The sequence below is a fragment of the Pseudoalteromonas sp. SR43-2 genome (genome assembly GCF_014163885.1).
Lineage (GTDB): Bacteria > Pseudomonadota > Gammaproteobacteria > Enterobacterales > Alteromonadaceae > Pseudoalteromonas > Pseudoalteromonas distincta.
In genome coordinates, this window is the sequence record NZ_JACJED010000003.1 from 131,351 (window position 1) to 145,824 (window position 14,474).

9 protein-coding genes are annotated in these 14,474 nt (G+C 40.5%); 1 reads left to right on the top strand and 8 read right to left on the bottom strand.

All coding sequences use genetic code 11. The annotated features are described in order from the left end of the window. Nucleotides 1–18: 18 nt before the first annotated feature. The 6 genes from H5120_RS03595 to H5120_RS03620 form a co-directional block, all read right to left on the bottom strand. Entirely contained in the window at nt 19–1,437 is a 1,419-nt protein-coding gene (locus tag H5120_RS03595; protein ID WP_182673617.1) for an efflux transporter outer membrane subunit, read from the bottom strand. After that, a complete protein-coding gene (locus tag H5120_RS03600; RefSeq protein WP_182673618.1) occupies nt 1,434–4,568 on the bottom strand; it encodes an efflux RND transporter permease subunit in 3,135 nt (1,044 codons plus the stop codon). Before H5120_RS03600 ends, H5120_RS03595 begins: the two co-directional genes overlap by 4 nt. 12 nt (nt 4,569–4,580) lie before the next feature. After that, nucleotides 4,581–5,750 carry an efflux RND transporter periplasmic adaptor subunit gene (locus tag H5120_RS03605; RefSeq protein ID WP_182673619.1) on the bottom strand — a complete coding sequence of 390 codons (1,170 nt, stop codon included), beginning with the start codon at nt 5,748–5,750 and terminating at the stop codon, nt 4,581–4,583. 286 nt (nt 5,751–6,036) lie between these two features. Next, nucleotides 6,037–7,338, bottom strand: coding sequence for a hemolysin family protein (locus H5120_RS03610; protein ID WP_002959027.1), 1,302 nt, complete (start codon nt 7,336–7,338; stop codon nt 6,037–6,039). Between the two features lie 147 nt (nt 7,339–7,485). Continuing rightward, a complete protein-coding gene (locus H5120_RS03615; protein ID WP_182673620.1) occupies nt 7,486–8,175 on the bottom strand; it encodes a transporter substrate-binding domain-containing protein in 690 nt (229 codons plus the stop codon). Nucleotides 8,176–8,304: 129 nt separating this feature from the next. Beyond that, on the bottom strand, nt 8,305–9,414 hold the full coding sequence (locus H5120_RS03620; protein ID WP_024605708.1) for an arginase family protein: 1,110 nt from the start codon (nt 9,412–9,414) through the stop codon (nt 8,305–8,307). A 454-nt stretch (nt 9,415–9,868) separates the two neighbouring features. On the opposite strand from H5120_RS03620, the gene udp reads away from it, so the two are divergent. Beyond that, complete coding sequence (gene udp / locus H5120_RS03625; RefSeq protein WP_007375563.1) at nt 9,869–10,624, top strand: uridine phosphorylase; 756 nt, start codon at nt 9,869–9,871, stop codon at nt 10,622–10,624. Nucleotides 10,625–10,714: 90 nt separating this feature from the next. Here udp and cdd read toward each other — a convergent pair whose 3' ends face one another. Continuing rightward, a complete protein-coding gene (gene cdd / locus H5120_RS03630; protein WP_182673621.1) occupies nt 10,715–11,641 on the bottom strand; it encodes a cytidine deaminase in 927 nt (308 codons plus the stop codon). A 136-nt stretch (nt 11,642–11,777) separates the two neighbouring features. Beyond that, nucleotides 11,778–14,423 (bottom strand): phosphoenolpyruvate carboxylase, encoded by a 2,646-nt coding sequence (ppc, locus tag H5120_RS03635; RefSeq protein WP_002959021.1) that lies wholly within the window; start codon nt 14,421–14,423, stop codon nt 11,778–11,780. Between the last annotated feature and the right edge of the window lie 51 nt (nt 14,424–14,474).

A 14,474-nucleotide genomic window follows, 5' to 3' on the forward strand; every position in this document is an offset into this window, starting at 1 on the left:
CTTTAAAAGCCGCAAATATTATTTCTCTTCCTGAGTTGTTTCACTGGCTACTTTCCATCCGCCACCAAGCGCTTTGTACAAGTTAATTTGACTCGCAAGATACGCTTGCTGACCCGCAATTAACTGTTGCTGCGCGCCGTACCACGTACGCTGAGCATCAAGTACCTGCAAGTAGCTATCTGCCCCTTTTTCGTAACGCATTTTTGATAAATCAAACGTGATTTGTCGACTACTTATAAGCATATCAAGGGCACTTAATTGCTCTTGGTAACCTTCTCTATCAGCAAGTGCATCGGCAACTTCGCGAAACGCATTTTGAATTTTTTGCTGATACGTTGCCACTGCAATTTCTTGATCTGCTTTTGCTACATCAAGATTTGCTTGGTTACGTCCCATATTAAAAATAGGTAAGCTAATTGTCGGCACAAAACTCCATGTCCCCGAGCCTGAATCAAACAAGCCACTTAAGTCACTTGAAGCAGACCCCGCGTTGGCTGTTAAGCTTATGCTTGGATAAAACGCCGCTCGAGCAATACCAATATTGGCATTAGCAGCAAGCATTAAATGCTCAGCGGCTTTAATATCAGGGCGCTGTGATAGCAGATCAGACGGTAAACCAACGGGTACTTCTGGCATACTGATCAAGTTAGTCAGGTCTTTATTAGGCAGTAAATCAGCTGAAACAGATTTACCTACTAATAAATCTAAGGCACTTTTATCACGCTTTAACAAACGTTTGTACGTTGCTATGTCTACTTTTGCCGTAGCAACTGTGCTTTTAAGCTGCTCAAGGGTAATTGAAGACGTCGCACCTAAATCAAAGCTTTTTTGCGTAAGAGATAATGACTCTTGCTGAGAGGTAAGCGTTTCTTTTGCAAGCTCTAGCAGTTGCAAATCAGTTGCATAATTTAGCCACGCATTTGCCAACTCAGAAATTAAAGACACCTGCGTGCTGTATTGGCTAAGCTCTGTAGAGTATAAGTTTTGCAGTGCTTGCGCTGATTGATTGCGTACTTTGCCCCAAATATCTAACTCATAAGAGGTAATACCCACTGTTGCACTGTATTGCGAGCTAATAGCTGCATCGCCAGTACCTGATAAGTCAGCCGGTAAACGCTGGCGCGTACCAGATGCATTTAAATCAAGGGATGGATACAAAGCAGAGTCTTCTATTTGATATAAACCACGCACACGCTGCACATTAAGCACTGCAATTTGCATGTCTTTGTTATGCTCAAGGCTTTGACTAATTAACGTTTGTAGTTTTTCGTCATTAAAAAACTGCTGCCAATTTAATTGCTGCGCAGCGCTTTGCCCAGTACCTGATGCATAAGCATCAGATACTGGTAGAGCAAGATCTTTTTGCTCTGGCGCTAATTGGCAACCACTTAGCACCAATAAAGCAATTGCACTTAGGCTGAATGTTTTAATGCTCATTCTGCGCTCTCCATCGTTGTCTCTTTAGCTTTGCCAGGAAATACACGGCGTACTAACACAAAGAATAACGGAACAAAAACAACAACTAATATTGATGATGCAAGTGTGCCGCCAATAATCGAAATACCTAACGCATTTTGCGCACCAGAACCCGCGCTTGAGGCAATAGCAAGTGGTAAAACACCACAAATAAAGGCCATCGAAGTCATAAGTATTGGACGCAAACGAAGGCGAACAGCAGCAATAGCCGCATCAACTAAGCCAAGCCCTTCTTCCATTTTATGAATTGCAAACTCTACAATCAGTATCGCATTTTTAGATGCCAAACCAATGGTGGTCAACAAGCCTACCTGCAAGTAGATATCGTTAGATAAGCCACCGCCAAGCGCTGCCATAATTGCACCAAATATACCCAGTGGCACAATCATCATTACCGCAAACGGTACCGACCAACTTTCATAAAGCGCGGCTAAACATAAAAATACAAACAGCAGCGATAGGCCATATAGTAGAGGTGCTTGACCGCTACTAGAGCGCTCTTGGAATGAAATACCGGTCCACTCAGACGAAATACCATTTGGTAATTGTTTAACTAAACGCTCCATTTCATCCATTGCTTGGCCTGTACTGTAACCTGGCGCTGCACTACCTTGAATTTCCATTGCTGAAAAACCATTGTAACGCTCTAAACGCGGAGAACCATACGTCCAGTAGGCACTAGCAAACGCTGAAAACGGCACCATATCGCCATTATCATTGCGTACATACCACTTATTTAGATCCTCAGGCACCATGCGAGATTGTGCATCACCTTGCATATACACTTTTTTCACTCGACCACGGTCAATAAAGTCATTCACATAACTACTACCCCATGCTGTCGAAAGTGTACTGTTAATATCGTTTTGCGACACGCCAAGCGCTTCGGCTTTTGCCAAATCTGTATCAAGTTGTAGCTCTGGCATATCTTCTTGTCCATTTGGACGTACGCCCGCTAAAATTGGACTTTGGCTTGCTAAACCTAATAACTGATTTCGTGCAGCTAAAAGTGCGTCATGGCCAAGGCCTACACGGTCTTGTAAGAAAATATTGAAGCCATTAGCGGTTCCCAGTTCAACAATTGCAGGTGGCGGAAAGGCAAAAACAAATGCTTCTTTTATCGTTGAAAAGTAGCCCATCGCTTTACCTGCAACACCTTGAACAGATAACTCGTCACGCTGACGCTCATCCCAATGTTTAAGATTTACAAAGGCAATTGCTGAGTTTTGGCCAGAACCTGCAAAACTAAAACCAGTCACGGTAAAAATACCGTTTACTGCTTCAGATTGATCGTTTAAAAAGTGGTTTTCTACCTTTTTAACAACCTCAAGCGTTTGTTGTGTTGTAGAACCCGCTGGTAATGACACTTGGTTAAACAAAATACCTTGGTCTTCGTCAGGCAAAAATGCCGTTGGCAAGCTTGAGAATACATAAACCATACCGCCCACAATCACGCCATAAATAAGTAAGTAGCGTTTAGAGTGAGTAAGCATGCGCCCTACAAAGCTTTGTGCACCTGAATTTGTTTTATCAAAACCACGGTTAAAGCCTGTAAAAAACCGGCCAAACAACGTGTCATTGTTATGTACATGGCTTGGTTTTAAAAGCGTTGCACACAATGCTGGCGTTAAAATAAGAGCCACTAAAACAGATAACCCCATCGCCGATACGAGTGTTATAGAAAACTGACGATAAATTATACCGGTAGAGCCACTAAAGAATGCCATTGGAATAAATACCGCAGAAAGCACCATGGCAATACCTACCAGCGCGCCTTTAATTTCATCCATAGATTTACGTGTAGCTTTAAGTGCCGAGAGTTTTTCCTCGGTCATTAAACGCTCAACATTTTCTACAACAACAATTGCATCATCTACCAATAAGCCTATGGCAAGTACCATCGCAAACATCGTTAGCGTATTTATTGAATAACCAAAGGTGTATAAAATACCAAATGTACCTAGTAAAACCACAGGTACGGCAATTGTTGGAATAAGCGTTGCCCTAAAGTTTTGTAGGAACAAATACATAACTACAAAAACAAGTACAACAGCTTCAATTAATGTATGAATAACTTTTTCGATAGATAACGATACAAACGGTGTTGTATCGTAAGGTATTACGGCATCTAACCCTTCAGGGAAAAACGGTTTTAGCTCTTCAATTGCTTTTTTAACGCCCTCTGCGGTATCAAGTGCGTTAGCACCACTGGCTAATTTAATACCTAAACCTGATGCAGGTTGCCCATCGTAACGAGCAACAACGCGGTAGCTTTCACCGCCAAGCTCTACTTTAGCAACGTCCTCTAGACGTACAAAAGAGCCATCTGGGTTGGTTTTAACTAATATTTGTTTAAATTGCTCTGGCGTTTGTAATCGGCTTTGCGCGGTTACTGTTGCATTAAGTTGTTGACCATCAACGGCAGGCATACCGCCAAGTTGACCGGCAGATACTTGTGCATTTTGCGCACTAATTGATGCACTAATATCAGCAGGTGTAAGCTTATAATTTTGTAACTTTGCAGGGTCTAACCAAATACGCATCGCGTACTGAGAACCAAACAGCTGTACTTCACCTACGCCTTCTACACGCGAGACAATATCTTGCACGTTTGATGAAACATAATCGCCAATATCAATATTGGTCATGCTGCCATCTTTAGACACAAAAGCATAAACCATTAAAAAGTTACGCGCTGACTTTGCAACTACCACACCTTGCCTTTGTACGGCTTCTGGTAATAGTGGAGTCGCTGTAGCTAGTTTATTTTGCACTTGAACTTGTGCAATATCAGGGTCAGTTTCAGCACTAAACGAAAGTGTAAGCGTAGCAGAACCACTCGACTCAGACGTAGATGACATATAAAGCAAGCCATCAAGCCCTTTCATTTTTTGCTCAATAACTTGAGTTACCGTATCTTCAAGTGTTCGTGCAGATGCACCAGGGTACGTTGCAGTAATACTCACTGCAGGTGGTGCAATTGAAGGATACTGCGAAATAGGTAAACTCCTAATCGCCAAAATACCTGCAAGCATCACTACAATAGCGAGTACCCAAGCAAATATCGGTCTATCGATAAAAAATCGTGACATTAAAACTCTCCGTTATTGCGCTTGATCGGCTTTAGCAGACGATTGAATTTCAGATGGATTCACTGGTGCACCAGGGCGGATTTTTTGTAAACCTTCAACTATTAATTTATCGCCATCACTTAGGCCATCAGTAACAAGCCAATCAGAACCAATCGTTCTATCTACTTTTAATACGCGGCTTTCTACTGTGTTGTCTTTACTGACAACCATTGCTGTTGGTTCGCCTTTTGAATTACGGCTAACACCACGTTGCGGAACTAAAACAGCATCCGCCTTAACACCTTCCACAATAGAAGCACGAGCATACATGCCAGGCAGTAATAATTTTTCTGGGTTTGAAAATTTAGCACGCAGTGTTACTGAGCCAGTGCTTGGATCAACGGTCACTTCAGAGAACTGCAATGTGCCTTTATGTGGATAAACAGAGCCATCTTCCATAATAAGTTCGACGTCAGTTTGGCTAGCCGAATCAACACTTAGAGCACCTGATGATATTGCTTTTTTAAGTTGGGTAAGCTCATTACTTGATTGTGTTAAATCGATATAAATTGGATCTAGCTGAGTTACGGTAGCAAGTGCTGTACTTTGATTGGCACTGACTAGTGCACCCACTGTTACGTTTGATTTACTAATTTGACCACTAATTGGTGACGAAACGTGGCTATAATCAAGGTTAATTTGCGCCGATTTTAACTGCGCTTTAGCTGTTAATAATTCAGCATTAGCTTGCTTGTATGCGGCATCTGCTTCATCAAAATCCTGTTGGCTCACGGCTTTAATTTTTAAAAGCTCTTTATAACGCGATGCTTTTGATTTAGAGCTGGCAATGCTTGCCTCTGCGCGCGCGACGCTTGCTTCACTTGCTGCTAAGTCTGCTTCAAATGTAGCAGGGTCTATTTGATACAGTGCTTGGCCTTGTTTAACCTCATTACCTTCAACAAATAAACGAGATTGCACAATACCACTTACTTGTGGACGAATTTCAGCAATTTGAAATGCACTAATACGACCAGGAAGTTCTTTTTTGAGAGTAAGCGCTTGGCTTTTTACTGTAATTACACCCACTGGGACAGCTTTAGGAGCTGAAGCTTGTAACTGCTCAGCAGCCTGATCACAACCAGTTAAAGCAACAGAACCGACGAGGGCTGACAATACAAATAAAGCGATGCGGGAACGCTGCATGTTAAATACCTTTTAGTTTAGAGTGAACGATCATTCTAAATTAAAATGCGCTGATAATGAATCTTAATAAGGAGAAATTTACACAAACTTACACTATTGAATATAATATACGCCTTAGGTAGCATTTAATGTTAATTTGATGAAAATAGAATCAAAGCTGTTTGAAAATAAAGCAATTAAACAGATTGAAATAACCACTCATTTTAAGCACAGAACTTTTAAATAGACACAAAAAAGCCAAGCAAAAAACAGCTTGGCTAGTTATATAAACGACTATCTTACTTTTTTAAAGGGGGTTGTCGTTCTGTGGATTAATAACTCTTGAAACTAACAACTGCTCTACCCTAATGCCCTCTACATCAACAACTTCAAACTTAAAGCCTGAAAAAGTTAAATGCTCTGCACGTTTAGGGATTCGCTTCATACTGTAAATTAAAAATCCAGCGACAGTTTCATAGTGCATCTGATCAGGAAATTCTTCTATATCAAGTACCTTTGCTAAATCGGTAATTGGAGTTAACCCATCTACAAGCCATGAATTTTTATCGCGCTCTATAATTAATTCATCACCTTGATGAGTAATTAAATCACCCATAAACCCTTTCATTAAATCTTTTACCGTTACAATACCTACCGAAAGCGCGTATTCATTTACGACAACAGCAAATGGCTTTGCTGCGCTTTTAAACGCATTTAAAGCTTCTGATAGGCTTAATGTTTCCGGTAAGTAAAAAACATCTTTATCAATCAGCTCATCGTTTATATTGGCGGCTTCGCCTTTTAGTACTTGTCGTAAAATATCTTTAGATTCAACAGAGCCATGCAATTTATCTAAATTTCCTGACACTACTAAAAAGTGATTATGAGGGTGATCAATAATTTTGGTCGCAATATCATGGCTAGATTCGTTTAAATCAAAATAGACAATTTGATCGCGTGGCGTCATTACGCTTGATAAAAACCGCGCTTCTAAGTCAAACACATTGCCAATTAATTCATACTCTTGCTTTTGCAAACTACCATATGCAGCACCCGCTTCCATCATGGCAACAATGTCCTCAGTTGTAACGTTGTCTTCTCGCTCAGCAGGCACTTTAAATAAGCGCAGCACAAAGTTCGTTACCCCATTAAAAAACATCACTAGCGGAGTTAAGGCAAAGGTTACCCAGCGCATTATTGTAACGACTCTAACAGCGACAGCTTCTGGCATGATCATCGCTAAACGTTTTGGCATTAAATCGGCGAACAAGATAAACAGAGATGTAATAGTAAAAAATGAGAATAAAAAGCTAATTTTTTCTAAGTGTGCACCTTGATAAAAAAGCACTAAAACACTTTCAACATAAGGCGATAAAGCCTGCTCGCCCACAATACCACCCAAAATCGCAATCGCGTTGAGTGCAATTTGGATCATGGCAAAAAAAGCCCCTGGATTTTCTTGTAGCTTTAATACCGCTGCTGCTTTTATATTTCCTTCATCTGCCATTACCCGCAGTTTTATTTTACGCGACGCTGCAATTGCTATTTCTGACATAGCAAACAACGCACTGATCAAGATCAATAAGCTAATCCCGATTAAATCACCCATTTAACGCTCCAATAAGTTAGCGCTTTTTTAAACAAAAAGCAGCTGGATTATAATCGGTTTTTTAAACGCAGCAATTTATATTTACGAAATATATTTAAGCTATTAATTTTCAATTATTTAAGAGGTAAAACAGTGAGTTTAAAGTGCTTAAATTTTATTAAAGGCAACTTTTAATTGAGAAACTAAAGCCGGATCCATATTTATATTACAGGCAAAAAATAACGGAGACTGAGTTGTATTTAAATCAAGTAATGGTTCTAGTAACTCAAGCTTAGGCTCTGTTTTAACTCGATAGTTAAATTGCTTTTTGTTGAGGATAACAAAATCAAGTATATGGTGACGAGTGCTTATGAGTTTATCTATTTTATCTAGGCTATCGATGAGTAATAAATGCTTGCTTTCACTAAAGCCCCTTTCAAGCAAATAATGATGACTAAAGTTATCACGCAGTACTGCTATTTTGTATTTTTTAGCATCATTGAGAGTGTTTAACTTTATACCTCTGGATTTTAGACCATAAATGGCAGAGTCAAAGCTTTCCAGTTCACCTACCCAGTTAAACTTACTTTCTCTATTAGGTAATCGAACAATCGAAAATATACAGGTGTTTTTATCGCGTAGCGCTGCATTGTAGGATATGGCCCAACTATGCGCCAACATAGTGTAGTTTATACCTGTACCTTCTAGCGCTTTATGAACTTTATCGACAGAGCGGCCAACGAGTTTGTTATCTTCATTAATATACTGAAAGTCCGGAAATACTTCCGTTACTATTGTAATTTCAGCTGCATTAACTTTAATACAGCTAATGAACAATAAAAAGATCACCAATTTCATCTAGCGAGGCCTCAACCAACTCATTATATGTATTTAATAAATATAGCTGAGGCTTTGTGAACTGCTAGTTTTTAGTTATGTAATGCACACTTATACGCTGATAGTGCTAGCCTTTATAGCTTCTGCAGCTTACTTGTTCATCGCACTAATTAAAAAGGCTGAAATTTTAGCGCCTTCTCTAAGTGTCGTCTCAGAGCTTGATTGACCAACTAAAGAGCTGTCGGTAAATGGCGCTATCTCCATCATATCTGCACCCGTAATCGGGAACTCATCCGCAATGGCTGATAGAATATCAAGCGCATGCTGAGGCGTTAAACCGTGATGCTCTGGCGTACCTGTGGCAGATGCAAACTCTGCATCAAGTGCATCAATATCAAAGCTTACGTATATTTCATCAACGTTATCGGCTTTTAACTGTGCAATAGCGTCGGCAGCAACCGCTGCTGCGCCGCGTTCAATGATTTCATGTGCCCAGTGCTGTTTAACACCAAAAGTATTTTCCCAATGCGCTTTAGGCTTGCCACTTGAGCGTATACCAAATTGTATTAAATGATGCGGCGCCGGTAAAAATTCTAAAATATGTGTACACCACGAGCCAAAACATAAATCAATACCTAAGCGCTCCACAAGTAAATCGGTATGCGCGTCAAAGTGAATAATAGCCGTGCGCTTACCTTGCTCACGTTTTGCTTTTAAGTACGCTTTAGTAAGTGGGTAACTAATTGAGTGATCGCCACCAATACCAAATAATCCTTTATCTTTAAACGTTGCGTAAAAACTGTCGCACACATCTTCAGTGATTGATAACGGGCTTACGTAATAATCGTTATCTTCATCACCATATAAGGCTTTTTGGCAATTAGAAATGGTTGCATCATTTAGGTATTTGTCATGAAGTAAATGTGGGATTACACGTACATCACCTAAATCAAACGAATGACACTGAGGTTGCTGATCAATTAAAGCTGAGCGCACAAACAGTGGCCCCCAGTTTGCTCCGCGTAATATCCCACCGCCACAGTCTGAACTAATACCTAACATAACGGCTTTATGTGGTGAGTTTGGTAATTCGTTTAAAGACTCGCGCCACAAGTTATCAACGTTTTCAGTTTGTCCGTAAAGTTTATTACGTAGTGCGGCTTTGCGCTCTTTTGCAGTATTTACTGTGTATACACCATCGCCCGGTGCGCACAAACAGTGCTCAACTTTGTTTTTAAATGCTTCAAATTGTGTGCTCATAATAAACTCCTTCGGTTTTTATTCTGTACGTAGCTAATTAGTTTTGATTAGTTATGCAAAATTACTAAAAGTGCCTAAACTTCAAATAAATGCCACTTCGCTAAATAAGTCAGTGCTTAATATAAGTAAACACGTTAGCTATTACGTGTTCACTACAAACTTAAATCATTGAATTTGTTTGATATTAGCAAAGCTTTGTAATCATCACTTTAATTGTAGTTACGCGCTTGAGTGATACTTATTATGTCTGCTTGAACATGTCAACAGCGCAACAAGGCTACGTATATAAGTACTTGAGTGAATATTCATAGTTGGTGAATAAATCAAATTAGCCCTTAAAATTATTAAGGCTTTATTGGAAGAGTTAAGACAAAACGGACAATCGTCCTGTACTTGATAAACGTTTCTAGCAATCATGCTAGATTGACAACAAATTATTATAAAAGGCTTAGCTATGGAAAAGGTATTTCACTTAGGACTATGTATTGACGATCTTAAAGGTGCAAAACTTGCGATTGTACCAGGCGATCCAGATCGTGCAGCACGTATTTCACAATTCCTAGACAACCCAACCTGCCTTGCTCAAACTCGCGAGTTTCATGTTTATTTAGGTCAATTAAACGGCCACTCTGTGGTTATATGTTCTACAGGTATTGGTGGTCCATCTACGTCGATTGCAGTAGAAGAATTAGCACAACTTGGCGTGCGTAAATTTTTACGTATTGGTACAACCGGTGCAATTCAGCCACACATTAACGAAGGCGAAATTTTAATTAGCCAAGCGTCTGTACGTTTAGATGGAGCTAGCCAACATTTTGCACCACTTAGCTACCCTGCTGTATCTGACTTTTATGCAACACAAGCTATGGTACAAGCATGTAAAAACCTAAATATCGATTTTCATATTGGTATTACTGCATCAAGCGATACATTCTACCCAGGGCAAGAGCGTTACGATACGCACTCTGGTTACGTTCCTAAATCACTACAAGGTAGCTGCGAAGAGTGGCAAAAATTGGGCGTGATGAACTACGAAATGGAATCGGCAACATTATTTACTATGTGTGCAGCCCTTGGATTACAAGCAGCATGTGTAGCAGGCGTACTTGTTAACCGTACTCGCCAAGAAATACCAAATGTAGACCACGGTGAAATTGAGCGTAAATCTGTAGCAGTAGTATTAGAAGCAGCTAAAGTATTACTTGATTAATACAGGTTATAGCAGTCAGTGAGTTAATTCGATAGAATGACTCGCTTTAATAAAGCACAGCTCTGGCTGTGCTTTATTGTATGCAAGCCACTATTTAAGTGGTGCGCTAATTACTTTAAGTGCAGGTAAATGCGTAAAACTGGCAAGTACAGCTTTTGCCACTTGCGACTGGTTTTCACGACCCGCTGTTTCGAGCAATGTTATTCCCTTCACCGTACTTTCGTTAAAGCTAAGCCCAGCTAAAAAGAACTGACTTAGTGCACTTTGTAGTGGCGATAAACTTGGACTGTAAGCTGCATTTTCGGCGTAACTTCCGTAAAAGTCACCATCACTAAATGTACTTATTTTTACGGCGCTAAAGTTTTGGCTGTAAGGCACGTAAGCATTAAGTGCAAAACGCGCAAGGGTTTCATCAAGGCCATCAAAGCTAAAATTACCTTGCTGTGGTTTTGGGTTAAATAAGCTAAATTCGTTACCTAAATCGGTAGGTCCAAATGAATGCGGCAGTAATTCAGCAAGTTTAAATTGCTGATCAGGAAGTAAAATATCAAACTCTTTCGCATCAGCTAGTTCGTTCATAAACTGGCGACAATACCCACAAGGCGCATCGCTAATAGCAATTTTAACTATTTTTTTAGCGCCGTTTAACCATGCGTTATTTATAGCCGATTGCTCTGCATGAACCACTAAACTCAATGCTTGATGATCAAACTCTACATTTGCACCAAAGTAAAAGTTTACCTCACCCTTTTCATCAAGTGCTTTAACAATTGCGCCTACATGAAAACCTGACACTGGCGCAACGGCATACTCAGAAGCTAAAGGTACTAAACCTTGTAGTAATACATCATCAGACACATTGAGTTGCGTGCATAACGCTTTAATATTATTAGAATTTAATATGCCACGTTGTGATTTTAATTGACTACGTAATGACGCTGTTTGCGCTACGCTTAATGTGATGTGCGAATTTGTAAGTGCTGTATCTTGCTGTACAGTAAAAGTTGCTGAAGCCATAATATTTTTTAATTATTCAATGGCTAAGTAGTTTAAAAGGTTAGGGTGTTAAATACCAGCCTATTTAACGCAAAAAAAGAGAGCACATCGCGTGCTCCCTTTTAATACCAATAGGTATACCTAACAAAATAAAGTGTTAGCCGGTATTACGCATACCTGCAGCTATACCTGTCATCGTGATCATTAACGCATTATCAATGTCACCTTCGTTTCGTTTTTCCTCTGAGCGAGCACGGCGTAAAAGCTCAACCTGTAATAGGTTAAGTGGATCGGTGTACGGGTTACGTAAACTAATCGACTCCTTAATCCAAGGTTGTTCGGCGAGTAGGCTTTTTTGTGGGCTAAGTGATTGCACCAAGCTAATCGCTTCTTGAAGCTCTTTACGAAGTGTTACACCCAATGGTTTGTACATATCTTCCACCAGCGCATTATCGTAATGCTCACTCAACCAGCAATCGGCTTTACTAAATACCATTTCTAGCATTTCTAGGCGCGATCTAAAGAATGGCCACTGTAGGCTCATTTCGTTTAGGGTTTCTGCGCCGTACTTATTAAGCGCAGCTTTTAAGCCAGTTAACGCACCTAACCATGCAGGAAGCATTAAACGGTTTTGGCTCCACGCAAAAATCCATGGAATAGCACGCAGGCTTTCAACGCCACCATTAGGATTACGTTTTGCAGGACGCGATCCAAGCGGCAACTTAGACAGCTCAAGCTCAGGCGTTGCCATTCTGAAGTAAGGTACAAAGTTTTCATCGTGGCGAACTACATTACGGTAATGTTCACATGACTCCTCACTTATTAGCTTCATTACTTCGCGCCACTGCGGTTTTGGTTCCGGCGGCGGTAATAAGTTACTTTGTAGTACTGCGCCTGCGTAAATATTTAAGCTTTGCAGTGCTACATCGGGTAAACCAAATTTAAAGCGGATCATCTCGCCTTGCTCGGTTACACGCAAACCACCTTTTAACGAACCTGGCGGTTGTGAATGCAGCGCTTGTGCAGCAGGTGCGCCACCACGCCCTACTGTGCCACCACGTCCGTGGAATAAAATAAGTTCAATACCACGTTCATCAGCAAGTTGTACTAGTTTATCCATTGCTTCGTACTGGGCCCAACCTGCTGCCATCATGCCGGCATCTTTAGCAGAATCAGAGTAACCAATCATTACATTTTGGGTGTTTTTAATGTGCCCGCGATACCACACATTATCAAGTAATGTAGTAATTACATCACTGCCTGCGTTTAAATCGTCGAGTGTTTCAAATAAGGGTGCTACTGGTAAATCAAAGCTACAGCCGCTTTCTTTTAGCAATAATTGTACTGCTAAAATGTCTGATGCTGTTCGCGCCATCGAAATAATATACAAGCCAAATGTTTGTTCGTCTTGCTTAGCAATAACGTCAAAGGTATCAAGCACTTCTTGAACATCAGGGCTTGGTTGCCAATGTTTTGGGATAAGCGGTCTGCGAGAGTTAAGCTCAGTAAGTAAAAAAGCTTGTTTATCTTGCTCTTGCCATTGGTTGTAGTCGCCTAAACCTAAATAACGAGTCAGCTCAGAAAAAACATCGCTGTGACGAGACGAGTCTTGGCGCACATCGAGTTTAGCTAAACGCAAGCCAAAGCTATTAATACGGTACAGTAAATCAAGCAATAATCCATCAGCAACTACTTTCATATTACACTTTAATAACGAGCGGTAGCAGACCTCTACAGGGTGCTTAAGCTGATTAATATCGGTAATTAAATCTTGTGAATCGCTACGCTTATTTTTAATTTTAGCGCCCAGGTGAGCCACAGTCTCTGCAACTTGGTTTTTAAGCTTTTTGATCACCGCTCTGTATGGTTCAAAGTCTTGACCTGCCAATTCAATAAGCTCATCACTGGCGTCTGACATAGAGAGTTCAGCGCATAACGTTTTTAAATCTTGAATATATAAGTTAAGCGCCATCCAACGACCGTGGTCAAGCACCTCTGCTGTAACCTGCGATGTTACAAATGGATTTCCATCACGGTCTCCACCCATCCAAGATGTGAACTCAATCGGGCTGTAATCTTTTGGTAGCTCTAAACTTAATTGCTCTTTAACATTGGCTGAAAATTCACGTAAAAAGCGCGGAACAGCGTGCCAAAGACTGTTTTCGATTACCGCATAACCCCACTTAGCTTCATCAACTGGCGTTGGGCGAGAACGACGAATGTCGTCGGTATGCCAAGCCTGGCTAATAAGCTGTTCAATACGATTTAAAATAGCGTCTCGCTCTAGCGGTAAGTTATCTTTTCGCTCTAATGACGCTAAGCAATCACTTAGTTCAACATGTTTGTTAATAATAGTACGGCGCGTCACCTCGGTTGGGTGGGCGGTTAATACTAAGTTTATGTGGAGTTTTGAGAGTGTTTCGGCCAAATGATTACTATCTAGCTGGCCTTGTTCTGCTTTTGTAACTAACGTTTTTAATGTTTGAGTGAGAGGGTTTTGTTGACCAAGGCCAACGTCATTAAAACGCGAAACGGTATGAAATTGTTCTGCTACATTAGCAAGGTTTAAAAAATGATTAAATGAACGGGCAACCGGCAAAAGCTCTTCATCACTAAGCGCATGTAAAACATCTATTAGCGCTTGTCTGTCGTCTTCATTACCACTGCGAGATGATTTAGATAAAGCCCGAATTTCTTCTACTTTATCTAAAATAGCTTGGCCTTGAGCATCCTTAATAGTTTGTCCTAGTAATTGCCCAAGTAAATTTACATTACCTCGCAAGGCGGCATATTGTTCACTCATTTCTCATTCTCCTTTGTTTCGTAGGACACTATTAATATCATCATGAAGAGA

Coding starts and splice junctions, on each gene's coding strand:
- H5120_RS03605 (WP_182673619.1), bottom strand. CDS start 5,750: ATGCAGCGTTCCCGCATCGCTTTATTTGTATTGTCAGCCCTCGTCGGT.
- cdd (WP_182673621.1), bottom strand. CDS start 11,641: ATGGCTTCAGCAACTTTTACTGTACAGCAAGATACAGCACTTACAAAT.
- H5120_RS03610 (WP_002959027.1), bottom strand. CDS start 7,338: ATGGGTGATTTAATCGGGATTAGCTTATTGATCTTGATCAGTGCGTTG.
- ppc (WP_002959021.1), bottom strand. CDS start 14,423: ATGAGTGAACAATATGCCGCCTTGCGAGGTAATGTAAATTTACTTGGG.
- H5120_RS03615 (WP_182673620.1), bottom strand. CDS start 8,175: ATGAAATTGGTGATCTTTTTATTGTTCATTAGCTGTATTAAAGTTAAT.
- H5120_RS03600 (WP_182673618.1), bottom strand. CDS start 4,568: ATGTCACGATTTTTTATCGATAGACCGATATTTGCTTGGGTACTCGCT.
- udp (WP_007375563.1), top strand. CDS start 9,869: ATGGAAAAGGTATTTCACTTAGGACTATGTATTGACGATCTTAAAGGT.
- H5120_RS03595 (WP_182673617.1), bottom strand. CDS start 1,437: ATGAGCATTAAAACATTCAGCCTAAGTGCAATTGCTTTATTGGTGCTA.
- H5120_RS03620 (WP_024605708.1), bottom strand. CDS start 9,414: ATGAGCACACAATTTGAAGCATTTAAAAACAAAGTTGAGCACTGTTTG.